The following is a 22,281-nucleotide window of genomic DNA, read 5'->3' on the forward strand; positions in this document are numbered from 1 at the left end:
GCACCTTGGGAGAGGACAACCGCGCATGTCCCGCACCATCGCCGCCATCGCCCGGACCGTGCGCGCCCTGCTCGCGCTCGCCGTGCTGGCCGGCTTCACCGCCGGGGTGCCATGGCTGCTGATCGTCGCGGCCGGCTGGCCCCTCGACTGGATCGGCTGGCCGCAGCCCGACGCGGTGCCCACGCTGACCGACCTGCACGCCGCGATCACGAGCCCATGGTCGGACAACATGGTCTTCGCGCTGCTGGCCACGATCGGCTGGGTGCTGTGGGCGCAGTTCCTGCGCGACACCACCATCGAGATCATCGAGACGTCCGCCGCCGCGAGAGCCAGCCGGCACGGTCAGCCCCGACCACCGGCGAGTGGACGCGGCCCGATCCGCTGGGTCGCCGCTGTCCTCGTCGGCGCGATCGTCGGAGCCGTGCTGTTCGACGCCGCCCGCGCCGTCACCAGCACCCCCACCGCTGGTGCGGCTGCCGCCGACGCCGCCGCACGCCGCCCGGCCGTTGCCGTCGCCCCGGCACACCCCGCCGCGCTGTCAACCGTGGAGCACGGCCCGCGCCCGGCGCTCACCATCGGCGTGTCCGCCACCAGCACCACGCTCCCGCTCTCCACCCACCGAGACAGCCCATCCGTCCCGTCCTGGGCACGAGACGCCCCGGGCGGAACACACCGCGTCGTCGCCGGAGACAACCTGTGGGACCTCGCCGCAAAGCACCTCAGCGACCCGCACCGCTGGCGGGAGATCTACAAACTCAACCGGGGACACGAACAGGCCAACGGCTACGCCCTCACCGACCCCGACGAGATACACGTCGGCTGGGTACTCGCACTTCCCGCCCGAGAGGCCCCACCAGCAGCCACCCCACCCCACACCGAGGATCCGCCGCCTGGCAGCCCCGACACCACCGCGCCCGAGGCCAACGAGACCGCCCCAGCCGTCCCACCGCCAACGGCCAGCGCCACCCCAACCCCCACCGCCCCGGAGCCGAGCCCTTCACCGCCTACCGCCGAATCCAGCACCCCAGCCGACTCGGCCGATGTCGACACCCCCGCACCGGACACCGACCCATCCGACGACCAGCCGACCGACGATGCCGGAATCACGCTGCCAGCGCAGGGCTGGATCAGCCTCGGCCTGGCCGCCGCCATCGCCGCCGTAGCCGCTCTACTACGCCTACAACGCCGCCGCCGCGCCCGACTGACCTTCCCCGCACCGGTCACCACCGCCCCGCAACGCTCCCCCATGCCGCCCTCTCTGGCCCCCGTCGACATCATCGGCAGCCGCCACCTCAGCCCCAGCAGCGACCACCGCCCCGCCAGCCCCGCCGTTGCGGCACCCATCGGCGTCGACTCGGACGGCACCGAGATCAGCCTGTTCCACCTGCCCGGTCCCGGCGTCGCCCTGCACGGCAACGGAGCCGTACCAGCAGCCCGCGCCATCCTCGCGTCCGTCCTGACCAGCGGCGCGGTCGAGACCGCCAGCACCCGCCCGGTCGTGGTCACCACCGCCGACCTACTCGCCCAGCTCCTGCCCGAGAACGCCCCGGCGGTCGGACTGGACCCCGACGGCACCGCCTACGACGGAGAACGCCTCATCGTGCTCGCCGACACCGCTGCCGCGATCACCCACGCCGAGGAGGAGATGATCGGCCGACGCCGGCTGCTGGACACCTTCGACGCTGAGTCGATCACCGACCTCAACGCCCGCACCGACCACGCCGAGGCCCAGCCGCCGTACGTGCTGCTCATCGACTCCAGCCCTCGGCACGCCGCCCGTCTCCAAGCCGTCGCCACCCATCGCGCCGCCCTGAACCTGCACCCTGTCATCCTCGGCCCGCACGACGGCATCCCCACCATCGAGATCAGCGCCGAGGGCACCGCCACCGGCGACGAACCGCACCCGGTGACCCGGCTGTCCACCCTCGGCGCGGATGACCTCGCCGCCATCCTCTCCATGCTCACCGACGCGATAGCGCGCCCCGAGGCCGGCGCTGACGTTGACGACCCGCCCGCCGAGATCTCGCCGGCCGCGGTGACCACCAAGGCGACCGAACCGGTACCGGCCCAGGCCGACGACGCGACGGCACTGGTCCGCCTCCGGGTGCTCGGCCCGGTCACCGTCGCCACCGACGCCGGTCCGATCGCCACCGGAATGCGCACCGGCTCCTACACCGCCCTCGCCGTCCTTGCCGCCCACCCCGCCGGCCGCACCCTCGACCAACTCGCCGCCGACCTACACCCCAACGCCGACCCGGCCGCCGCCGTCAAACGCGTGCGCACCGACATCACCTCCGCCCGGCGGGTGCTCCGCGCCGCCACCGGCCACGAGGAACCCATGTTCATCGTCTACGACCCGGCCACCGGCCGATACCAGCTCGACCCGCAGACCGCCACGGTGGACCTCTGGCAGATGCTCACCGCCATCGACCAGGCCACCACCACCGACGACGAAACGGCCATGCTCACCGCGCTACGCCAGGCCACGCAGCTGTATGGAGGTGACTTCGCAGAAGGCCACGACCACCCCTGGGCCACCGACTACGCCACCAGCTACCGCCACCAGATCCTCACCGCCCACGCCCGCATCGCCGAGATCCTCGAACCCGACCACCCCGACCAGGCTGTTGCCGCCCTCGAACACGCCGCCGACCTCGACCCCGTCAACGAGGAGCTGTACCAGCGGATCATGCGCATCCACGGCCGGCAGCAGCGGCCCGATGCCGTCCGGCGCACCCTGCGCCGGTTGGAGGAGCGTCTCGCGGATCTCGGCGACGCCGAACCGTCCCAGGCCACCCGCCGCGTCGCCGAGCGCCAGCTCCGGCCCGTTGCCCCCGCTGGTGGAGGACGGTCGTGAACCACCGCCAGCTCCAACGGATGCAATGGGCAGTACGGGCCACACTGGTCCTCGGCGTAGCCGCCTCGGTCACCGCGAACATCCTGCACGCCCAACCAAACCCGATCTCCCAGACCATCGCGGCATGGCCGCCCCTGGCCCTCCTGATCACCGTCGAGCTGGTCACCCGCATACCCGTCCACCGGCGCTCACTCGGCGCCATCCGGATCGTCGCCGCCTCGACCATCGCCGCCATCGCCGCCTGGATCAGCTACCACCACATGGTCGGAGTCGTCGCACGGTACGGCGAAACCGGCACCGTCCCCTACCTCCTACCACTGTCGGTGGACGGGCTGATCATCGTCGCGTCGGTGTCGCTCGTGGAACTCGCCGCCCGCCGCCGCGAAGCCGAACACACACCGCACGCCGTAACGGCGGAGACCCCACCGGCACCATCTCCCGGTCAGCCCATCGACTCGACGCCCGTCGAGACCATGCCCGAAACCAGCGACACCAGGCCAACCGGTCGGAGTCCACAGTCCGAACCTCCTTCCCCGGATGCCGATGCCGACGGGTCGGCCCACGGCGGGACTCCTGACGTGGCCGACCACCGGGACAACGATCAGGAAGCGGACGGCAGCCAGACTGCTGCTGACCTTGACGCGGAACCTGACAATGACGACCCATCCGACGAGACCGACGACATCGACGTCGACCTCGCCCCGGACCTGGTGCCGCTCCTGCCCGCCGCCCGCGCGGCCCGTGACGAACTGACCCGCGAAGGTCACACCGTCAGCCGGGATGCCCTCGCCCGGCGGCTACGCCAGAACGGCCACTCAATCCGCAACAGCGCCGTCTCACAACTCCTCGCCACGCTGCGCCAGGAGACATCGCCGGTCAACGGCACCCGGCCCACGGCATCGGTCTAACGTGCCGACGTCAGCTCACCGCAGGATCAGACACGCGAGGAGGCCACCCGTGGCCGAGCCTGCCCGCGCGGCCAGCGCCGCCCGCCCACCCCACCCGCAACACTGCCCGCCCTGGTGCATCGACTGCCGCCACGACGACGCCGACCCCTTCTCACCCCGAGCACTCCTACACCGAGGCGCGGCCGACGCCGTGCACGTCTACGACCAGGAATGTCTCTTGGTTGAGGCACACGTACGGGTCGCCTACTGGGACAAGACCCCGAGCTGGATCGGCACCGATCCAGCTCACCTGGAACGCCCCTACGTCGAGTTCAGCGTCCCGACCGAGGACGGCCTACAACTAAGTCTCAACCCCGAGCACGCTCGTAGCCTCGCCGCCGCCCTGCTCCGTGCCGCCGACGCAGCCCTTCGGGGTAACGCCCTGCAGTAGCAGAAGCAAACGCGAACGGCGGCACGTGTTCCGAGCGCAAGGCTAGGTGCGGCTGCAAGGCCCACCAGCCGACCTAAGCCCAGCCGATCCCTTGACCTGCGACTCTGCCGATGCAGTAACCGTGATGGGGGGTCTACACGAAATCTTTCGATCGGTGCCAATCTTCGAGACCTGACAGCGCCGGCTTGGTCTCTGCCCCATCACCGCGAGTAGGCAAGGTTGTGGCGCGGCAGGTATGGCGAAGAGCGGGCCGAGCACCTTGCAGGTGGTCGCTGAGCAGCTTCTCGAAGGCGGCCCGGCCGAATACCACCAGCGACGCGGCAGAGAGGATAATTGAGTCGTGGAAAAGAACTCGGCAGGTTGGGCACAACGACCGCTTTACGTCGTCCTGTTTGACTCAGAAGAGGATGATTCGGATCAGCCTGTGCGATCGGAACCGTTCGGTGAAGATGAGCCAGGCACCGTCCCCCACCACCTCGACCGAGCCGTTGCGGCTGCGTTGCCTGCGCTCTGGTACTGTCTTCACCTGCCGAACGATCTTACTCAGATGCTCGATTTGCCGGCGAATGCCATCACCGCGTTGCAGCGCCTCGATCTCTCGCATGACATTCTCCTCATGCCGACGAAGTTTTTTACCGAGAAGCTGATCCGTAATCTAGCAACGACAGCGCATCCGATGCTGGTGATCTGTCCGGATGATCGACTCGATCACGTCGCGCCCATCTCTAAAAGCCTTGGGTTTGCGTTGGCCGCAATTGGTTTCTCACGGCTGTCCGACGAATCTCTTCACGAACATTGGCGCCAGATTCATCGGCATCACCTGTCCGACCAGCCTTACCTCGGACGTGAACCGAGTCTGCCCGGACGTCTCGATCTCGCGCCGGCAGCCCTGCCGATGCGCTGGCTAGCAAGACAATACATTGATAGGCCGTGGGCCGAAATCGGAAGCGAATCTGAGATCGACCCACTCGTAAAGGACGCCATCCGCCTTCTCTTGGGCAACGCGACGACAAACGCACTCGATCAAGCGGGCGCAACACAAGAGGAAGCCATTGCCCGGTGGGACGAGACATTTTCTGAGCAGATTAAGCGATTCTCGCCCGTCGTCACAGTGTCGATGCCGGGCGTCCCCGCTAGCTACTCACGTATGGCGCTAACCCCGGCCACACGGTCGCGGGTGCGGCGAATACCCTCCCTTGATCCTGAGGACAAGTGGTCACTGGAGATCGGGACGAGGCCGGATTCCCTGACAGAACGAGCTGCTATCGAACTCGTCGTCACCCGGAGAGCGATCGGCCGAGGTGGCATCGGGATTCCCTTGCCCGAGGTTCCACAGGAGGCATTCACTCAACTCGCCGAGCTCGAACGGCATTTCGAGGGGACTGTGAACGGCACCAAGGTGTGGCGGATGCTTGAGAGGCTCAACCAAGCAGCCAACGTATCCTGGACTCCCGGTGTCCTTACGGCCATCAGTCGCGCGTCAATGATTTACGCCTACACCAACTTCCCGATTGGTCTCCTGCGTCTGCCGTCGGACAGCGCTCCGCTGATGACACGCGTGCCCATCGCATACCGGCCTGTGCTGCCCTTGACCCGTACGCTTCAGCTTGAACTAACCTCGATCGTTCGCGGGGTTGACGTGTTGGTGTGACCCGCCCGGCTCCATCGTTGTAGGTCGATGCTGACGGTGGGTGGGCATGGTGAAGGGCCGTCTGTCGCGGCGGTGGGCGTGGTCTCCTGGGTTCCTCCGGTCGGTGGGGCAGCGGCTGTGGTGTCAGCCGGGGTCGGGGATGGCCGCGATCCGGGTGAACGCGGCGGTGATCTGGTCGGCCCAGGGCCAGGTCGTGGGGATGCGTAGCCGTCGGCGGCGTTGGCCGTGGACCAGACGCGCGGCGGTGTGTAGCAGGCGGTAGCGCAGCGTCTTGGGTTCGCAGCGGGCCAGGTCGCCGGTCAGGGTGAGGATCTGCAGCCAGGCGATCAGGTCGGCGGCGATCGCGGCGAGGATGCACCAGGCCTGGTTGATCGGGAACTCGCGGGAGGGCAGCCGGCGAAGGCCGGTGTCCTTGGCGCAGCGGATCCGGTCCTCCACGCGGGCGTGAGCGCGGTGGCGGGCCTCCAGCCACTGCAGGGCACCAGCGCGGGTGTTGGTGACGAACGCGGTGTAACGCCAGCCGTCGCGTTCCTCGAACAGCGTCAGTTGCGCGCCGGGGTGTGGCCGTTCCCGGCGGACGATGACCCGCATCCCGGACGGCCAGCCGGTCAGGGTGAGTAGGCCGGTCAACTCTGTGACGTGCGCGCCATCGCGGACACCACCGTCGGCGTTGATCGCCGGTGTCCAGGCCGAGGCGGGGACCTTGGTGATCGCCTGGCGTTCCGGCTCGCCGATGGACCAGCCGATCGAGTACTCGACCGTGCGGCCCCGCTTCGCGTTCTGGGCGGTGAGCCAGTCGAGCACGGCGTGGGTGGCGCCGGCAGAGTCGGCCCGCACCAGCAGATGCCGCCGGTGGGCGGCTGGGACCTGCGTGAACGCCTCGCCCAGTACGTGCAGGTGGTCGGCGGCGGTGTTCGCTCCGGCGTTGCCCGGCCGAAGCTGGATGGCCAGCATCTCCCCGGTGTTGTCGCAGGTGACGAGGAGGGGATGGAACCCGAAGGTGCGTTTGTAGGTCTTGTCGACTCTGCTGCCGAATTCGTGACACGCCGTCGGGATCGTTTTGTGTGGCCGGTTGCGAGGTGATGATTCTTGTTCGTGGCCGTGTTTCCTTCCGTCGGCGGCTGCGGGATGGGGTGTACGGGTGTCGATGCAGCCGCGGTCGTGGGTTCGGATTCCGGAGCAGACGGTGGTGGTGGCCCGCGCGGCGTTCCCGAACGGCAGCGTGGCGATGTCCGTCCGTGACCGTCTGGGCGTGGTGTTCAACGACGAGCAGTTCACGGCCGCGTTCGGGGTCCGCGGCGCCCCGGCCGAGTCACCGGGAGCCCTTGCCCTGGTGACCGCCCTGCAGTTCACGGAGAACCTGACCGATCGGCAGGCCGCGCAGATGGTCGCCCGGGCCATCGACTGGAAGTACGCGCTCGGTCTGGAGCTGACCGATCCCGGCTTCGACGCCAGCGTGCTGTCCAAGTTCCGTACCCGGCTGGTCGAGCATGGCCTGGAAGAACAGGTCTTCACCCGGATGCTGACCGCGCTGGCCGGTGAGGGCCTGATCGGTGCACGTGGGAAACAGCGCACCGATTCCACCCATGTGATCAGCGCGGTCCGTGACCTCAACCGCCTGGAACTGGCCGGCGAGTCGGTGCGGGCCTGTCTGGAAGCCCTGTCGGTGACCGCGCCGTCCTGGCTCGCCACCGTGATCGACGTGGCCGAATGGGCGCACCGGTACGGGCCGCGTATCGATTCGTGGCGGTTGCCCGGCTCGCAGGCCAAGCGAGACCGGCTCGCCCAGGTCTACGGCGCCGACGCCGTCGTGCTGCTGCGCGCGGTGTTCGCCGCCGAGGCTCCGGCATGGCTGGCCGAGCTGCCCGCGGTGCGGACGCTGCGGATCGTGCTGGTGCAGAACTATCTGATCACCACCGACAGCAGGGGGCGGGAGGTGATCCGGCGGCGAGAGGCGGACACGGACGGTCTCCCGCCCGCCAGACACCGGACCACCTCGCCATACGACCCCGACACCCGGTGGGCCGCCAAAGGCGATGACCTGTTCTGGAACGGCTACAAGGTCCACCTGACCGAGACCTGCGACCACGACAGCGAATCCGACATCGCCAGCGACCACGACGGTGAACCCGAGCCCCGTCCGGCGCCGAACCTGATCGTCAACGTGGCCACCACGCCGGCCACCGTCCCCGACGTGAAAGCCACCACCAGCATCCACCAGCAACTGTCCCAACGCGGGCTACTGCCCGGCGAGCACTACCTCGACTCCGGATATCCCTCGGCCGACACCATCGCCACCGCGGCACAGACGTTCGGCATCACCATGGTCACCCCGGCCCTGCTCGACCAGTCCGCTCAGGCCCGCGCCGGCACCGGCTACGACAAGGCCCACTTCAGCATCGACTTCGACACCCGGCAGGTCACCTGCCCCCAAGGACAGACCAACACCAACTGGAGCCCCGCAAGCCAACGCGGCATCGAGGTCATCGTGATCAAGTTCGCCGGCGCCACCTGCAGCCCATGCCCGGCACGCACCCAGTGCACCACCGCGAAACGCGGCGGCCGGCAACTCACCTTCTACCCCCGCGACCTGCACCACGCCCTCACCGCAGCCCGTACCCGGCAGAACACCGACAGCTGGCACGACAAGTACAAGCTGCGTGCCGGCGTCGAAGGCACCATCAACCAAACCCTCGACATCACCGGCATCCGCCACGCCCGCTACCGCGGCCTGCCGAAAACCCGCCTCCAACACGTGTTCTCCGCGATCGCCGTCAACCTCGTCCGGCTTCACACCTGGTGGACCGAACACCCCCTACCAACAGCCCGCACCAGCAACCTCCAACGCCTCGACCACGCCCTCGCCGCCTGAACCGAATTCGGCAGCAGAGTCCTTGTCCGCGCCTTCCTTCTCACTGTGCGCTACCAGCAGGGTCGCGTCGACGTCCAGGACCACCACCCCGGCCCCGACGTCCCGACCCGCGGCCCGGGCGGCCGGCAACCGGTCGAACAACGACCACACCCGGGCCCGCACCTTCGCCCGCGCCCGGGCGATCCGCCGCACCCGTACGTTGTCGACCTCGGCCAGGGCCCGCCAGCACGTCGCTGGCGAGGCGACCTGTCCGAACACGTCCGCTTGATGCCGGACCACGTCGATGTCGGCGATCGCTTCACCACCGTCAGCGATCATCACCGCGAGATCGGTCAGGACACGACCCCGGTCCCTGCCCGGCGTGAACCCCCGCCGTGCCACCGCCTGCGACAACGCCCCAGTCAAGCCGGTCCTGTCAGCGAGGACACGTAGCAACACCAACCCGGCGTGCGACACCACACCACGACCGCCGACCTCGACGGACAACCCTCTGGACCAATCGGTACTCTGCACCTACGAAGTGCCTTCCGCGCGTGGAACTCTGAACGACTCGACACCGGTCAGTTTTCCTTACGTGGCAGGCACTTCGCTGTCTCTGCAGACCCTTCCCAACCCTCAAGATCACAACAGCCGTGAAAGACCGAGGTTAGTCGTAGTCCCAACCTGGCATCAGCGGCGGTCTTGATCGCGCCGTCGAGGTCAGCGTGGATAGGCACGGCTGCCCGAACGGGCACCACGCCGAACGCTGCCAGAAGGGATCACAGATGACCGACACAACGCCCGGCCTCCGTACGATCGAGGTCGCTGACGACGTGTACGACGTGCTGAAGCGCACCGCCGACAGCCGAGACACCGACATCAACGGTGCGCTGCGCTACTTGATCGAGGTTCCGACGCCTCGGGCTGCCGTTGAGGACGACGACGAAGGCTGAACCGCTCGTACGACAGGTGCCGCCGAGGCCGGGCTGACCCGACTCGGCGGCACCTGTCGTACTCAGGCCGTTTGCCCGGAAGTGGTACCGCTTGCCGCGTTCGCGGCGGCAAGCAGTCGCTGCGCCGTGCGCTCGGTGATGCCGAGTTGCTGAGCGAGCGCGACGCCGAGGCCGCGCCGGTCACGCCCAGCGCGGTCCGCCTCGGTGAGGAGCGCGATGGCGGCGGGAAGCCGAGGATCGTCGGCGTACGGGTGCGGCTTGCGGGCACCGGTCGTGCCGGGGGTGCGGCCGGTGGACTGCCGGCCCGTCCGGGCGTCGGCGACGGCCCACACGGTGCGCCGGAACCACAGTCGGCGCACCCGCCCGTCCGGCAGCGTCTCGACTCGGTCGGGGTGGTGGTACAGGGTGTCGGGCAGGTTGCGGTACGAGCCGTAGCCGAGGACCCTCGCTGCCGCGCCCGAGCCGATGAGGTCGTCGGAGTCGCCGCGGCGGTCGACCTTCGTCAGCTCGGCGCGTTTCGCGGCCTGGTGCGCGGCGTGGAATGCCTCGATGTCGTCGAGCCAGAACCACTCGCGGCCGTCGTGCTGGAAGCCTTCGGGGAAGTTGAACCGGGCGCGGTGGCGGTGCCAGTGGTTGACCGTGGAGTATGCCGCGCCAGTGTGCGCGGCGACTCCGGCGCGGTCGAGGGCGATCCGTGCGCCGATCATGCGTCGTGCCACGCCCTTATCCTCCCTCCGGTGCCGGGTCGCTGCCGGTGCGGTGGCATCGAGCGGGTATGGCTCGCCGTAGGATCGGCGGCACGCCCTGACTCGGGTAGAAGCGGTCTTGTATCCGTGGGCGGCCCGGAGTGGGCGAGGTGGCCGGTCGGGGTTGCACGCACCCTCGGATGTGCCCGCCGGCCACCGACCCACTCCGGTTACTTCGGTGGGCGCAGCACTTTCCAGGCCACCTGCGCCATGCGGTCGATGCGGAGCGCGGCCAGTTTCGCGCGGGTGGCGGGTTTGAGCGCGTCGTACACGGTCAGGATCGCGGCGGCGGTGGTCGCGTCCACCAGCACCCCGTCGATCTTGCGGCACGCGCCGCCCTTCGCCTCCCGCAGCAGCTCGATGACGCGGGGGTCACCTGCTGTCGCGTCGTCCGGGAGCGCGTCGATCTCGGCCAGCCCTTCGCAGTCGGGACAGGTCACGAGGTGCGGGTCCTCGGTGACATGGCTCAGCGGCACGTCGGCTGCGCCACACACCGGCCCCATTCGGCGGCGGGCCTTCGCGTGCGTGAGGGCGGGCCATCCGTGCCGCCCCGTGGTGTCGGTCATGGTGCCTCTCCCGTCGGGTGGGTCCAGATGCCGAGTGGGTGACCCGGCGCGATGCGGCCTCGTCCGGGGGCGAGGGTGTCGAACACGTCGGAGTACCGTTCGTGGAGCTGTCCTCGGGTGCGCATGAGGTGTTTGCCTCGGGTGAGCTTCGGGGGCAGGGACTCGACCACCCGGCCGATCAGCCCATACAGGTCACGGCTCTCAATGAGGTGGGCGCAACCGTCGCACGCGGACCAGCCTTCGCCCCACGCCTGGGTGAAGGCGTGCTCGGTGTCGGTGCGGCGTACCCGTGCCGCGTGGTGCTGAGACTGGTAGTCGCCTACGGCGATGACCTGTGCGGTGACTCGGCGGGCGTCGGTGATCTGGTTGGCGCACCGATAGATCCAGGCGGCGTCGGGTGCGGAGCAGAAGTCGCACTCGATGATCGGGTCGAGGACCTCCGTGATGGGTGCGGGCTCGGGGCGGTGGTCGCTGCGTTGGCCGCGCTGCTCGGCCGCGTGCAGGTACTCCACGACGATGCCCAGGTTGTTGTAGCGGATGTTGAGGGCTCGGCGGCAGCGGCGGCAGTAGAGCGACTCCGGAACGGGCGCCGTGCTCGCGTTGAGCGTTGCCGCCTCGGGGAGTCGGGCGGATTCCTCGGGGTGCGGGGAGCGCGATGGCATTACTGGTCGCCTCCGTCCTGAGGGCGGGTGGTCTGCGGCCGGGTGGGGTCGGCGAGGTCGATGGTCAGTTCGAGGCGCAGGCTCGCGAGGTCGATCAGCCGCCGCAGCAGGCTCGCCGTTCCGGTGCTGAATTCAGCGTCGTAGTCGTGCGCGATGCGGCAGGCATCGCGGAGAGCCACCCCAGCCTTCGTGAACGCGGCCTCCAAGGCGGCGCGGTCGTCGGCGCGGGTGCACGACACCACGTCATCGGCCGGGTAGGTGCGCTCGGTCCCGGTGGGGAACCGCAGGGTGTAGCGCAGGGCGTAGGTGGTGTGCGGGGTGGAGTAGACAACGTCGGTGACGGTGCCCAGGCGCTGCTCGATGGCGTCGGCCGGTGTGACCACCCGGGCCGTGTCGCCACACTCCATAGACCAGTACATCGGTACTCCGTTCACAGTGTGGGCAAAGTCAGCGGATGGAGTTCTTCGAGGAGGGCGTCCGGTTCGTCATGCCTGCCGCCCTTCGTCGCTGGCCGGCTCGTCGCCGGTGGCCGGGTGGGGTGGGAAGGCGGGGAGGATGCTGGTGAGGGTGCCGCCGGTCTGCTCGTCGGTGATGGCGGCGCAGGCGATGAGTGCGGCTCCGGCGGCGAGGGCCTGGGCCGGGGTGTACCGCACGCGGACGGCGCGGGTGCCGTCGAGGGTGGTGGCGCGGACCTCGACGCGGCCTCGTTGCCAGGTGGCTACGGGAAGGTCGGTGTCCGGTACGGCGGTCATGGTCCCGCGTAGTGCCTCCCGCAGTGCGGCGCGCAGGTGCTCGCGTCGGCGAGCGGCGATTGCCTGCCAGTCCGACGCCTTCTTCGTGTGCGCCGTGTGGTCGTCTCCGGCGCAGGAGGCCGCGCGGGCGTGGAATCGTTCGGCGTTGCCGGTTGCCTGGGCGAACTCGGCGGCGAGGTCGAACAGTCGTTCTGGGTTCATGCGGATACTCCGTGTGAGTCAGAGGGGGGCGTCGCCCGGTGTGCCGCGCGGTCCCGGGTCGGATCGGTGGCCGCGCGGCGTACCGGGCGATGGTCAGGAACGGGCGACCGGCGGGCCGGCGGCACCGTCCGGGGTGGCCTGCCGACCGGTGACCCCGGTAGGGGCGAACGGGGGTGCGGCCTTCACGTGCGGCAGGCCGGGTTCGAGCTTCTGACCGATTCGGTCGAGGCTGATCGCCCCGTTGGCGGTCAGGTGCGCGCCCACGGCGAGGGCCTGCGCGCCGGTGAGCAGGACGACGAGGCGGCGGTCCGAGGTGTCGTGCACGTGCAGCTCGACGTGGCCGTTGGTCAGCGGCCGGACCGGCATGAACCGCTCGACCTGCGCCGCGCGGGGCAGTCCCGCGCGGATCGCCGTGACCAGTTCCCGCCAACGCTCGTCGACGAGTGCGTCGAATCGGGCGGCGCGTTCGGTCAGGGTGGCGTGTTCAGCGTGGCTGGTGGAGTGTTCGGCCAGCGCGCGGGCGACCTCAGCCCGCGCGAACTGGGCGCACACCTCGTTGGCCAGCGCGATCACGGCCGAGTCGGTGGGCACCGAGGCGGGTGGTGGCGCGACGACCGGCTCGGTGCGGACTTTCGCTGTGCCGGTGGCGCTGTGCGCCCCGGTGGCGGGGCCGGGCTTGTTCCTCTTCTTCTGGCGTCGGAACCATGGCCAGCGCATCTCAGACCGCCAGCAGCTCGAACGCGCGGGCCTTCAGGTCAGCACCGGCACCGGTCAGCGCCCGGCTCGCCCGGACGAGGTCGGTCTTGGCGGGGGCGAAGTGGTCGATGTACTCGGTGATGGCCTGGTAGCCGGCCCACCGGGTGCCCTTGATCGCCTTCTGCGTGTCCGCGTCCCGGATCAAGTACCGCAACGTGTTCGTGCGCTGCTTCGCGTTGTTGCGCGCCGTGTCGGAGGCGTCGTCGGCGAGGGGCCACACCTGCGCGACGATCTTCTCGAACTCACCCATGGTCAACGACTCGTTGATCATCTTCTCGGCCTCGGCCTCGAAGGCGTCGAACGCCTTCCACATCAGCCCGAGGGCCTGCCGCGCCTCAGAAATCTTGCTGGTCACGTTCGAGGTGTGCCGAAACGTGTACGAGCTACGCGACCGCTGGTAAGCGAGGGCCTGCGTGTTCGCGCACACGATCCGCACCGGCGTCGCGTCCAGGCGAAGCGCGGCGGTGCCATCGTGGGAGGTGGTGGCCGCGAGGTACAGGTCCATGTCATCCACCCCGGCAATGCGCATCGCCGTCGGCAGCTTCATGGTGACGAACACCGACCGGCCCTTACGCATCGAGCCGGCGGTCTCGAAGTGCGCGCCGGAGGCGTCGACCAGGAGGTTGAGGGTCTCGGCGACCTGCTCGTTCTGCACCACGCTGTAGTCCTCACCGACCACCCCGAGATACTCGGTCTCGCCGGTGGCCGGGTTGGTGCGAACGGTCATGTACTTGTCGGGGCAGTCGACCTTCGTCACCCCCCGCTCGGTCACCTCGATGCCCTGAAGGGCGATCTTGCGGACCTCCCACCCGCCGAGCCACGCCTTGCTCATGACCTCCTGCGCGGTCATGCAGGCGTCGGTGACGGTGCCGAGTTGGTGCCAGGCGGTCAACCGCGCGGAGGCGAAGGCCGTCTGCCCGTTGGCGAGAGTTTCGAGTTCGTGTGCCATCGTGGCACCCCTTCCAGCTTGTAATTTCGGGCGGGCGGCGGGCCGGGGGTTGCCACCCCGGCCGCGCCGTCACTAACAATGTTTCCTGCCTCTATCCGCCGATCAAGATGATCGGTTCGAGTCGATGAAGGTTTCTGTGGCGAATCTGACGCCCGCCGCGCGGCGTGGCCTATCGGGTGTCGGTGGCCGGGTGTAGCCGCCCGTCCGTCCCGTACAGGTACACGCGGACGGTTTTGAACGGGGCCGGTAGGTACACGGTGAACCCGTGTTCGGGGATGAACCGGGTCTGGTAGGCGCGGGTGATGCCCAACAGGTACCGGTCGGGTTTGTCGCCGTGCGACCCTGGCGGGATGATGCCCGCCCCGGGCCGGTCGGCACGGGCGCGGCGGTGCCGACCGAGCGCGATGTGTGGGCAGAGTGACAGGGCGGCGGTCATGCACTCGGGGTGCCCCGGCGGGTCGGCGTAGCGCATCAGCTCGGCGGCCCTCGGGCCGCCGAGGAACGCCACCCAGTAGCCCATGGGCTCACCGCACAGCGAGCATCGTCGTTCGACCGCGAGGCGGGTCGAGACGGTGGTGTTGATCGTGGTGAAGTCCACGTGCGACCCGCCGCCCGTGGAGTCCGGGTGGATGTTGACCGGCGGGATGGGTAGGCCGCGCCGCGCGTCGTGAGGACGCGCGGCCAGCGAGGGCGGGATGTCGGGCCGGTTGGCGGCCGGGCCGGTGGCCGATGAGCCGGTCACGAGGCACCGTCCGCGCGGGTGGACCGGGCGTCGGTCACGGTGACGTGCGGTAGCTGTGACCGCAGTACGGCGTGTGCCTGTTCCCATTGCGCCTCGGTCAGGGGCAGGGTGACCGGTTCGAGGTTCGCGGCGGTCATCGTCACGGCCATGATGTCGGCCTCTTCCGCCGAGTCGAACACGGCCACCATGTCGCCCCCGGCAACCATGTAGACGCGGGGGTCATCGGCGGGCCGGGGCACCGGGGCGGTGCGGCGGTGTTCGGTCAGCCACCGGCCGACCACCTCGGTCGGGTCGCCGGTCAGGGTGCCGGTGTCGTAGCCCTCGCCATCGAGCCACGCGAGGTGATCGGCGACGGTCCAGTCAGGATGGATGAGCCACGATTGCCGTACGGCCTGCCACATGGTCAGGCGTGCCGGAGCGCTGATCGGGTCCGCCGGTTGTGAGCCGTGCGGGCCGGGCACCGGGCATAGCGGGGTGCCGTCGTGGTGGGACGTGGCCGGGCGTGAGGCGAACCCGTCGAGGGGCCAGCGACGCGGCGGCACGGGCCGGGCCGATTCGCCGCATTCGGGGCAGCGCAGCGACCCCGGCGCGGCCGTTGGGCCGTGGGGGTGTTTGTGGGGGGTGGTCATGGTCTGTTCCTTCCGTGGGGCTGGTGGGTGGGCGTGCGGGTGCCGGGGCCGGGCATGGGTGCCCGGCCCCGGCGGGGCGGTAGGTCAGGCCGCTACCGGCGCGGCGGTGGTCTCGTCGGTGCCGGCCTCGTCGGTGCTGGTCTCGTCACCGGCGGGCGGGGCGGTGTCGGTCTGCGACGCGGCCATGAACGCGCGGACCTCGGCGGTCGGGGCGGGCGGGTTGTCGGCGAGGGCGTAGGTTTCCGGGGCCTCACGGGTCAGGATCAGCACCCCGAACCCGGTCAGCTTTTCCATGCCGTTGCGGACCGCACCGGGGCTACGTCCGCCGATCTCACGGGCGACGGTGCCGGGGGTGACATCGTGGCCGGGGCCGAGGTCACGCATGAACGCCTCGACCCGGTTACGCAACTCGTTCTTGCCCAACTTGGCCGACCCGTCGCTGTTGATCTCACCCGTGGCGCGTCCGGTGCCGGTGGCGCGGCGGGCCGAGGGGCGGCGGATCTTGCGGGTGTGCCCGCACGTCGGGCACGTGGAGTGCGTCGGCGCGTTGGCCGGGTCCACCGTGGCGAGGTCACCGTCCCCGATCACCCACAGCTCGTCACCATCCTCGGTGACCGGCAGGCGACGGGCAGCACCGGCAACCTCCATCGCGGCGAGGATCGTGTCACCCATCGCCACCGACAGGCCGCTCTCGTTGATCGCCGCGTCTGCCGTGATGCCGTCCGGGTGCCCACCCAACACACCGGCCATGATCAACACCTTCAGGTCAGGCTGACGCGGGGCGACCGGCACCCCCGACACCGGCGCACCGGACACGGGGGCCTCCGGGAGGGCGGACTCGTCCGCCCCGCCGCCCCCGTTCGCGTCGTCGGCGGGGGTCGCCTCGCCGGTCGCGTCCGGGGCCGCGTCGGTGGTGTCGTCGGCCGGGGTCGGCTCGTCGGTGGTGGCGGGGTGCCAGACGTCGGCGCTCTTGCGGTTGCCGTTGGTCGGGCCGGGGGTGCGGGTGGCGGTGCCGTCGGCCTCCATCGCGGCGAGGGCCTTGGAGGCCGTGGACTGTCCCACCCCGGCCTCGGCGGCGAGGTCACGGACGGTGATGCCGTCGGGGTGGTTGGCGAGGGTCCGGGCGACGGTGGCGGTGGCGGTGGCGGTGGCGGTGGCGGTCGGGGCAGTGTTGGCGTTGGTGGACATGGCGAATAAACCTCCGCGCAATAGGGGTCGGCAATAGCGATTCCGCGTGCGCGTGGTGCGCATTGTTTTGCGGTTCCGCCGGGGCGGTTTTTGTTGCCCACGTCCATGGACCCTCTGCACGCGACGATTGTCAACCCCGTCGCGCAAGACTCTTTACGGGGACCGCCCCGCGCCGCTTCCGTCCTCGATTCAGGAACCGCTACCGCAGCCCGAAACGCCATTTGACGGCCCCATGCCCGACGCTGCGGCACGTTCGGTGCGGCTCCCTGGTGCCGCATAGGGTCGGCGATACGGGGGCCGCTCACACCGTCTTACGGGGTCGCGGTTTTCGGGTTGAAACGACTACGCCGCGCGCCCGGCGGACCGGACGCGCGGCGCTCACGGCAACCCACGGGGGCCTTCTTGAATTGTGCGAAAAATCACTTCACGAATCTACAGGACCACGCCCTTTTGGCGCATGAAAGGAACGGGGTCAACGGCGTTGTTCTCGGCGGCGGGATAGCCTTCGTGGATCTCGTAGTGCAAATGTGGACCGGACGAGTTCCCGGAACTCCCGACCTGGCCGATAGGCTGCCCCGCTATCACGGTCTGCCCGGTCCGCACCATCGGCTGTCGCACCATGTGGCAGTACCGCGAAACGATGTCGCCCGCGTGGCGGATCTCCGTATACCAGCCGCACCCGCCGAGGCCCGGGTAGCCGTCGCTGTCGCACGGCATCGGCCCGCCGGTGGGTTCCCACGAGTTGCCCCCGATGTTGCACCGGACGCGCACCACGACGCCGCCGGACGCGGCACGGATGACGGTGCCTTTCGGGGCCATGATGTCGACCCCGTCGTGGCCGGGCCGGTCGCTGGTGCGGAAGCCGGAGCCGGCCGCGCCCGCCACGGAGCGGGTCCACCCGGAGGCACTGATCGGCGCACCGTCGCACACGGGCAGCGTTCCGCCGGTGTACGCGGCGACGATCTCGGTTGCCCGTGTCTCGTGTTTGGCATAGGCGTCCGGATAGGCGGACCGTTGCACCTTCTGTGCGGCCTCGGTGAGCGGTAGCCGTTCCCACCCAGGCACCCGCAGCAACGCCTCGTAGAGCATCCCGGCGGCGTATTCGGGGTTCATGATCTGTTCCGGGGTGCCCCATCCTTGCGACGGTCGCTGTTGGAACAGCCCCAACGAGTCATGATCGTTGTTCGGACCGAGGTGCCCGTGGTTGATCAACGAGGATTCCTGGAGCGCGGTGGCAACCGCGATCACCCACCCGCGCACCGGTACCCGTAACCGCTCACCCACGGTCACGACCACCGAGGCGTTACGGGCCTGCTCAGCCGACAACCCCGCCGGAGTCGCACCCGGCGCGGTGACCGCCCCGACGCAGCTACCCCCGCCCCCGCCCCCGCCGAACACGGACGAGACGACACCGGCCGTGGCCGAGGTGAGCAGCAGCAGCGCCACAGCGGCCCCGGCCGCGACCCATAGGGCTACCCGTCCCACGCCGCGCCGTCCTCGGTCGGTGCGGGCAGGTCGGCCAGACGTACCCGGTCGGGGTGCCCCACGATGCGCCACACCGGCCCCGCCGGGCCGCCGGACGCGGCGGCGTGGTCGGCGGCGGCGGTGGCCACGGTCACCCCGTCCGGCACCCCGACGCGGCGTAGGTGGGCGTGCAGGTTGGTCTCACGGGCGGTGGTGGGTAGCCAGAACAGCACCGGATACGCGCGGCGGGGCGGTAGTGCGGCGTAGCCGGTCAGCTTGCCCACCACCCGAGAAAGGGTTTCGGTGCCGAGGTCGGCCTCGATCCAGAACGGCACCGCCGGGCCGTTGTCGGCCCACACGCCGTGTCCGTCCGGGCGTACCAGGTTGCCGCACGCCTCACGGCAGCGTGCCTCGTTCCACCACCGCACCAACCGCGCCCCGGGGTGCGTGCGGGCGTGAGCCGTGAGCGCGACGAAGAACCCGTTCATCGTGAGCAGGTGCGCCAGTCTCGGGGACATGGCGAGTCGGGCGGTGGCGTCACGTACAACGGCCGGACGGGGCAGCGTCTCGCCTCGTCCGGCCGCGATCAGGGCCGCGCCGACCGGGCCGAGGGTCCACCTCCACGCTTGCGAGCCGGGCCGCTGGTAGTGGCGGAACCGGTCGAGGATGTCTCGATCATGCAGGGTGTTGAGGCGGTTGCGGGCACGACCGACGGAGCCGAAGGCGAGGTCGACGAGTTGGTCGGTGGTGAAGGTTCGGTGTTGGTCGAGCAGGTCGAGCAGGAGTCGGTCTCGGGGGGTGAGTCGGCCGAGTTCGGCGGCCACGACGGACGCCGTGAGGCGGAGACTGCCGGTGGCAGATGTGCGGGTAGGAGGGATATCTCTTATCAGTTGGTTCCGGTCCACCGGTCCTCCTCACCCCCGTCCACGTGCGCGTAGGGCGTGTTCAAGGGGGTGTGTTCACCCGGCTGTTCGTGGTCGTTGCGTTCCTCGTTGGATCGCTCGTTAGACCTCTCGTTAGAACCCTCGCCCTGAACAGCGAAGGTGTTGCGACCCACCAGGTCCACCGCCGTGTCCTCTACGGGTGCCGAGGGTTCAGCTTTGGGGGCAGCGGTTGCGGTCTCGCCGAGCAACCGGTGACGTTCCTTGATGGCGAGGCCGGTGTGGTCGCGGGCCGCGTGGCGCAGCTCGCCGGCTCGGCCTGGCACGGCCGGTGGTGGGGGCTCGGTGTCGGCGGTGACCGGTGGCACGACCCGGCCACCGGCGACCGGACGGAGGACGACCTCGTAGCCGCCGAGTCGGATCAGGTCCCCGTCATCGAGGTACGGCCGCAGGTGCCGGGCCTGGTCGATGGCGTCGCGGGGCGCGAGGGCGAAGTACACCTTGTTGCGCGCGTTGGCGTCGATCGCCTCCACCATGTCCCCGGACAACTGCCCGAGGTACTGGTGCGCGAGGACGAACGAGGTGTGCAAGCCGCGGGCCTCAGCGAGGGCGTCATCGATCCCGATGGGCAGGTGCAGGAAGTTGTGGCACTCGTCCAGCACGATCATCGCGTCGGGACGCTCGTCCTCGGGGATGCGGGCGCGGGCGGTAGTGGCCTGCCACAACCCGGCCAGCAGCAACGAGCCGACCAAGCGGGTTCCGTCCTCGCCGATGACACCCTTGGGTAGCCGCGCGAGCATGATGCCGCCATCGAGGATGTCGGCGAAGGAGAACGTGGTAGCAGGCACCCCGAACAACGACGCCGCCATCGGATGCGCCAACACGAGACGTAGCCGGGACAGCAGCGGGGCCACGAGGCCGGAGCGCTGCGTGGCGGGCAGTTCGTTGAACCCTTCCCAGAACTCGCCGAGGGTGTTGCCCTCCCACGCGTTCAGCTTGCTGGTGGCAGCGTTGACCCGTGCGGTTCTCCACTTCGAGTCGGACAGCAGCCGCGGTAGCTGGGCGAGGGTGGCGCCTTCGACGTGGGCGAGGGTTAGCAGGCCGTGGTAGCAGATGTCGGCGGTGCGGTGGCCCCACCAGCGTGACCACACCTTCGCCATCACCGCTGTGAGGTTCGCGGCCACGTCGTGTGCGCTGCCGCCGTGAACGGCCGGGTCGAGCAGGTTGATCGCCGGTGGCGCGGCCCGCTCGTCCGGGTCGATCAGGACGAGCCGGTCACCGCAGGATTTGGGCAGCCGGGCCAGGAGGTCTCGGATGAGGTCGCCCTTGGCCGGGTCGAACGCCGCCACGCCGCGCCCGGCTTCGACGTCGTCGAGGATCATGCGCATCAGCAGGGTCGTCTTGCCCGTGCCGGTCGGTCCGAGCGCGTGGATGTGGTACCGGCAGTCGGTCAGGGAGATGCCGACCCGCATCGCGGGGCCGGCGTTAGCGACGCCGATGACTTTGCCGCCTAGGCCGTGCCGCTGGTCGAGTGGCACCAGATTGAGCCTGCGCCTATTGGTAGCGCTCCTGTCCGGTACGGGTTTGGTGTAGGTGCGGCTCATGCCGGGCTCCAGATGGTCGGTGGGTCGTCGTGTTCGTCGCGCCGCCGCATCGGGGCTGGTGGGTCGGCGAGCGGCCGGTGGCGCGGGGCCGGGACGGCGCGGAAGATCTCGCGGGTGGCAGGCCGACGCCGTGACGCCGCACCGGGGAGGCCGTAGGCGGCCGGTTCGGCGGGCAGCCCGGCGAGCGCGGCGGCTTCCGCGACGGAGACGAGGCTCATCCGGGCCTCGGACACCCACCGGTCGGCCGCCGCGAGCGCGCCGGAACGGAGCCGGCGGCGGGTGAAGTGGGCCGACAGCAGTCCGAACCCGGAGCTGACATCAGCCGCCGCCGCGATGGCAGCGGCCTTCGTGGGGCCGGCGGCGACGGTGTGGACGGCGACGAGCAGGTGGGGGGCGTCGGCGTACTTCGCCCGCGCCTGCCGGGCCAGTTCAGCGGTGTACGGGTCGGTTGGACTGGTGTGCCGCCTCGGGCTCGACGGGCCGGGGGTGACAACGTCCAGGACGCCGAGGATCAGCGCTCGTAGTCCATCGGCGAGCATCCCGGCGGCGCGGACGGTTCCTCGGGGGCGGCGGGCGCGTTGTGGGTTGGTCATCGCGCGGCGGAGCAGCCGTAGGCGATGGGCGGGTGCTCGGCCGAGGTGGACTTGCAGGATCGCGCCCCCGGTGCGCCCGGCCGAGGCCAGCCCGCCGTAGACCCCCCGGAGCCGGTCCTCTTCGGGGGCACTCGCGTCCATGCCTCGGCGGTGGGTAGGCGTGGTGTCTTCGACCAGGGGTAGCCATTCCGGCTGGGTGGGCCAGACCGCGAGGGCGGCAACGGCCCTGGTGGTGGGCACGATCGGTGGGCGGGTCTGTTCGGCACGGACGCCGGGCCAGCCGCGTTGCAGCAGCCGCACCACGGCGGTCGGGTTGACCCCCGGTGGCAGCCACAGCCCGCAACGCATCCCGTCGGGGTCGGCGGCGACCTCCCACACGAGCCGGGCCGGGCACAGCGCCCACCGGCGCGGCGCGGGCAGCAGGGTGGCGAGCAGTCGCCACAGGCCGATCGTCGCGGCCGGCGTGGCGGTCACGGGCGGGATGATCTGCAGCCACCGCGCTGCGGCGGCGTGCCGTCGCCAGACGCGCCGCCGCCACCGCATCCATCCGACCCGCACGGCGACGAGCGCCGCCAGGGCGGCGAGGAGCAACGGCCATCGGTCGCGGACGAGCGGCCACAGGACGTTGGTGGCGTCGGCGCCCCAGGAACCGCACAGCAGCTCGCCCACCACCGAGTCGGGCACGCCGGCCTGGCCGGGCACGCACCCGGCGGGGGTCGCAGGAGATGGCGGCGGGGATGCGGACAGCGTGAAGGAGATAACCATCGAAACTCCGATCGGTGGTGGGAGGGAGACCAGGGCGGGTCAGCGGCGGCCGGTGACCGGGCCAGTGACGATCAACTCGTGCTCGGCGGGTGAGGCGTGGCTGTGGAAGGCCACCCGCGCCGACCCGGCCGTG

22 protein-coding genes are annotated in these 22,281 nt (G+C 70.1%); 6 read left to right on the top strand and 16 right to left on the bottom strand.

Annotated elements, in window-relative coordinates:
* Positions 1–25 precede the first annotated feature (25 nt).
* The 4 genes from ACFT41_RS24565 to ACFT41_RS24580 all read left to right on the top strand — a co-directional run bounded on the left by ACFT41_RS24565 (position 26) and on the right by ACFT41_RS24580 (position 5,846).
* On the top strand, positions 26–2,857 hold the full coding sequence (locus ACFT41_RS24565; protein ID WP_377587438.1) for a BTAD domain-containing putative transcriptional regulator: 2,832 nt from the start codon (positions 26–28) through the stop codon (positions 2,855–2,857).
* Complete coding sequence (locus tag ACFT41_RS24570; protein WP_377587439.1) at positions 2,854–3,765, top strand: DUF2637 domain-containing protein; 912 nt, start codon at positions 2,854–2,856, stop codon at positions 3,763–3,765. The genes ACFT41_RS24565 and ACFT41_RS24570 overlap by 4 nt, the downstream gene beginning before the upstream one ends.
* Positions 3,766–3,814: 49 nt before the next feature.
* Complete coding sequence (locus ACFT41_RS24575) at positions 3,815–4,195, top strand: DUF6907 domain-containing protein (RefSeq protein WP_377587440.1); 381 nt, start codon at positions 3,815–3,817, stop codon at positions 4,193–4,195.
* A 340-nt stretch (positions 4,196–4,535) separates the two neighbouring features.
* A complete protein-coding gene (locus tag ACFT41_RS24580) occupies positions 4,536–5,846 on the top strand; it encodes a hypothetical protein (RefSeq protein WP_377587441.1) in 1,311 nt (436 codons plus the stop codon).
* Between the two features lie 123 nt (positions 5,847–5,969).
* Here the strand turns inward: ACFT41_RS24580 and ACFT41_RS24585 are convergent, their stop codons facing one another.
* Entirely contained in the window at positions 5,970–7,109 is a 1,140-nt protein-coding gene (locus ACFT41_RS24585; RefSeq protein WP_377587442.1) for an IS1380 family transposase, read from the bottom strand.
* On the opposite strand from ACFT41_RS24585, the gene ACFT41_RS24590 reads away from it, so the two are divergent.
* On the top strand, positions 6,994–8,718 hold the full coding sequence (locus tag ACFT41_RS24590) for an IS1182 family transposase (protein ID WP_377587461.1): 1,725 nt from the start codon (positions 6,994–6,996) through the stop codon (positions 8,716–8,718). The two genes, ACFT41_RS24585 and ACFT41_RS24590, sit on opposite strands and share 116 nt — an antisense overlap.
* Here the strand turns inward: ACFT41_RS24590 and ACFT41_RS24595 are convergent.
* Positions 8,662–9,231 (bottom strand): transposase, encoded by a 570-nt coding sequence (locus ACFT41_RS24595; RefSeq protein ID WP_377587443.1) that lies wholly within the window; start codon positions 9,229–9,231, stop codon positions 8,662–8,664. The two genes, ACFT41_RS24590 and ACFT41_RS24595, sit on opposite strands and share 57 nt — an antisense overlap.
* A 251-nt stretch (positions 9,232–9,482) precedes the next feature.
* On the opposite strand from ACFT41_RS24595, the gene ACFT41_RS24600 reads away from it, so the two are divergent.
* Positions 9,483–9,650 carry a hypothetical protein gene (locus tag ACFT41_RS24600; RefSeq protein WP_377587444.1) on the top strand — a complete coding sequence of 56 codons (168 nt, stop codon included), beginning with the start codon at positions 9,483–9,485 and terminating at the stop codon, positions 9,648–9,650.
* Positions 9,651–9,712: 62 nt separating this feature from the next.
* On the opposite strand, the gene ACFT41_RS24605 is transcribed toward ACFT41_RS24600, so the two are convergent.
* From ACFT41_RS24605 to ACFT41_RS24670, 14 genes are all read right to left on the bottom strand, one after another.
* Complete coding sequence (locus ACFT41_RS24605) at positions 9,713–10,357, bottom strand: hypothetical protein (RefSeq protein ID WP_377587462.1); 645 nt, start codon at positions 10,355–10,357, stop codon at positions 9,713–9,715.
* Positions 10,358–10,566: 209 nt separating this feature from the next.
* A complete protein-coding gene (locus tag ACFT41_RS24610; RefSeq protein WP_377587445.1) occupies positions 10,567–10,962 on the bottom strand; it encodes a hypothetical protein in 396 nt (131 codons plus the stop codon).
* Positions 10,959–11,624 carry a hypothetical protein gene (locus tag ACFT41_RS24615; protein ID WP_377587446.1) on the bottom strand — a complete coding sequence of 222 codons (666 nt, stop codon included), beginning with the start codon at positions 11,622–11,624 and terminating at the stop codon, positions 10,959–10,961. Before ACFT41_RS24615 ends, ACFT41_RS24610 begins: the two co-directional genes overlap by 4 nt.
* On the bottom strand, positions 11,624–12,043 hold the full coding sequence (locus ACFT41_RS24620) for a hypothetical protein (protein ID WP_377587447.1): 420 nt from the start codon (positions 12,041–12,043) through the stop codon (positions 11,624–11,626). The genes ACFT41_RS24615 and ACFT41_RS24620 overlap by 1 nt, the downstream gene beginning before the upstream one ends.
* A 66-nt stretch (positions 12,044–12,109) precedes the next feature.
* Complete coding sequence (locus ACFT41_RS24625) at positions 12,110–12,577, bottom strand: hypothetical protein (protein WP_377587448.1); 468 nt, start codon at positions 12,575–12,577, stop codon at positions 12,110–12,112.
* Positions 12,578–12,670: 93 nt separating this feature from the next.
* Entirely contained in the window at positions 12,671–13,294 is a 624-nt protein-coding gene (locus ACFT41_RS24630; protein WP_377587449.1) for a hypothetical protein, read from the bottom strand.
* 1 nt (position 13,295) lies between these two features.
* A complete protein-coding gene (locus ACFT41_RS24635) occupies positions 13,296–14,282 on the bottom strand; it encodes a DUF932 domain-containing protein (RefSeq protein WP_377587450.1) in 987 nt (328 codons plus the stop codon).
* 169 nt (positions 14,283–14,451) lie between these two features.
* Positions 14,452–15,024: a hypothetical protein gene (locus ACFT41_RS24640; RefSeq protein ID WP_377587451.1), complete on the bottom strand. Its 573-nt coding sequence runs from the start codon at positions 15,022–15,024 to the stop codon at positions 14,452–14,454.
* On the bottom strand, positions 15,021–15,653 hold the full coding sequence (locus tag ACFT41_RS24645) for a hypothetical protein (RefSeq protein WP_377587452.1): 633 nt from the start codon (positions 15,651–15,653) through the stop codon (positions 15,021–15,023). The genes ACFT41_RS24640 and ACFT41_RS24645 overlap by 4 nt, the downstream gene beginning before the upstream one ends.
* A gap of 84 nt (positions 15,654–15,737) precedes the next feature.
* On the bottom strand, positions 15,738–16,841 hold the full coding sequence (locus tag ACFT41_RS24650; RefSeq protein WP_377587453.1) for a MarR family transcriptional regulator: 1,104 nt from the start codon (positions 16,839–16,841) through the stop codon (positions 15,738–15,740).
* A gap of 432 nt (positions 16,842–17,273) precedes the next feature.
* Positions 17,274–18,326 carry a M23 family metallopeptidase gene (locus ACFT41_RS24655; RefSeq protein WP_377587454.1) on the bottom strand — a complete coding sequence of 351 codons (1,053 nt, stop codon included), beginning with the start codon at positions 18,324–18,326 and terminating at the stop codon, positions 17,274–17,276.
* Positions 18,314–19,129 (bottom strand): replication-relaxation family protein, encoded by an 816-nt coding sequence (locus tag ACFT41_RS24660; protein ID WP_377587455.1) that lies wholly within the window; start codon positions 19,127–19,129, stop codon positions 18,314–18,316. The genes ACFT41_RS24655 and ACFT41_RS24660 overlap by 13 nt, the downstream gene beginning before the upstream one ends.
* Positions 19,130–19,191: 62 nt before the next feature.
* Positions 19,192–20,724, bottom strand: coding sequence for a type IV secretory system conjugative DNA transfer family protein (locus tag ACFT41_RS24665; RefSeq protein WP_377587456.1), 1,533 nt, complete (start codon positions 20,722–20,724; stop codon positions 19,192–19,194).
* A 62-nt stretch (positions 20,725–20,786) separates the two neighbouring features.
* Positions 20,787–22,148 carry a hypothetical protein gene (locus ACFT41_RS24670; protein ID WP_377587457.1) on the bottom strand — a complete coding sequence of 454 codons (1,362 nt, stop codon included), beginning with the start codon at positions 22,146–22,148 and terminating at the stop codon, positions 20,787–20,789.
* Positions 22,149–22,281 lie beyond the last annotated feature (133 nt).

It is taken from the genome of Micromonospora sp. NPDC057141, from assembly GCF_042670805.1.
Taxonomy (GTDB): domain Bacteria; phylum Actinomycetota; class Actinomycetes; order Mycobacteriales; family Micromonosporaceae; genus Micromonospora.

Coding starts and splice junctions, on each gene's coding strand:
- ACFT41_RS24565 (WP_377587438.1), top strand. CDS start 26: ATGTCCCGCACCATCGCCGCCATCGCCCGGACCGTGCGCGCCCTGCTC.
- ACFT41_RS24590 (WP_377587461.1), top strand. CDS start 6,994: ATGCAGCCGCGGTCGTGGGTTCGGATTCCGGAGCAGACGGTGGTGGTG.
- ACFT41_RS24600 (WP_377587444.1), top strand. CDS start 9,483: ATGACCGACACAACGCCCGGCCTCCGTACGATCGAGGTCGCTGACGAC.
- ACFT41_RS24605 (WP_377587462.1), bottom strand. CDS start 10,357: ATGATCGGCGCACGGATCGCCCTCGACCGCGCCGGAGTCGCCGCGCAC.
- ACFT41_RS24610 (WP_377587445.1), bottom strand. CDS start 10,962: ATGACCGACACCACGGGGCGGCACGGATGGCCCGCCCTCACGCACGCG.
- ACFT41_RS24615 (WP_377587446.1), bottom strand. CDS start 11,624: ATGCCATCGCGCTCCCCGCACCCCGAGGAATCCGCCCGACTCCCCGAG.
- ACFT41_RS24620 (WP_377587447.1), bottom strand. CDS start 12,043: ATGTACTGGTCTATGGAGTGTGGCGACACGGCCCGGGTGGTCACACCG.
- ACFT41_RS24625 (WP_377587448.1), bottom strand. CDS start 12,577: ATGAACCCAGAACGACTGTTCGACCTCGCCGCCGAGTTCGCCCAGGCA.
- ACFT41_RS24630 (WP_377587449.1), bottom strand. CDS start 13,294: ATGCGCTGGCCATGGTTCCGACGCCAGAAGAAGAGGAACAAGCCCGGC.
- ACFT41_RS24635 (WP_377587450.1), bottom strand. CDS start 14,282: ATGGCACACGAACTCGAAACTCTCGCCAACGGGCAGACGGCCTTCGCC.
- ACFT41_RS24645 (WP_377587452.1), bottom strand. CDS start 15,653: ATGACCACCCCCCACAAACACCCCCACGGCCCAACGGCCGCGCCGGGG.
- ACFT41_RS24650 (WP_377587453.1), bottom strand. CDS start 16,841: ATGTCCACCAACGCCAACACTGCCCCGACCGCCACCGCCACCGCCACC.
- ACFT41_RS24670 (WP_377587457.1), bottom strand. CDS start 22,148: ATGGTTATCTCCTTCACGCTGTCCGCATCCCCGCCGCCATCTCCTGCG.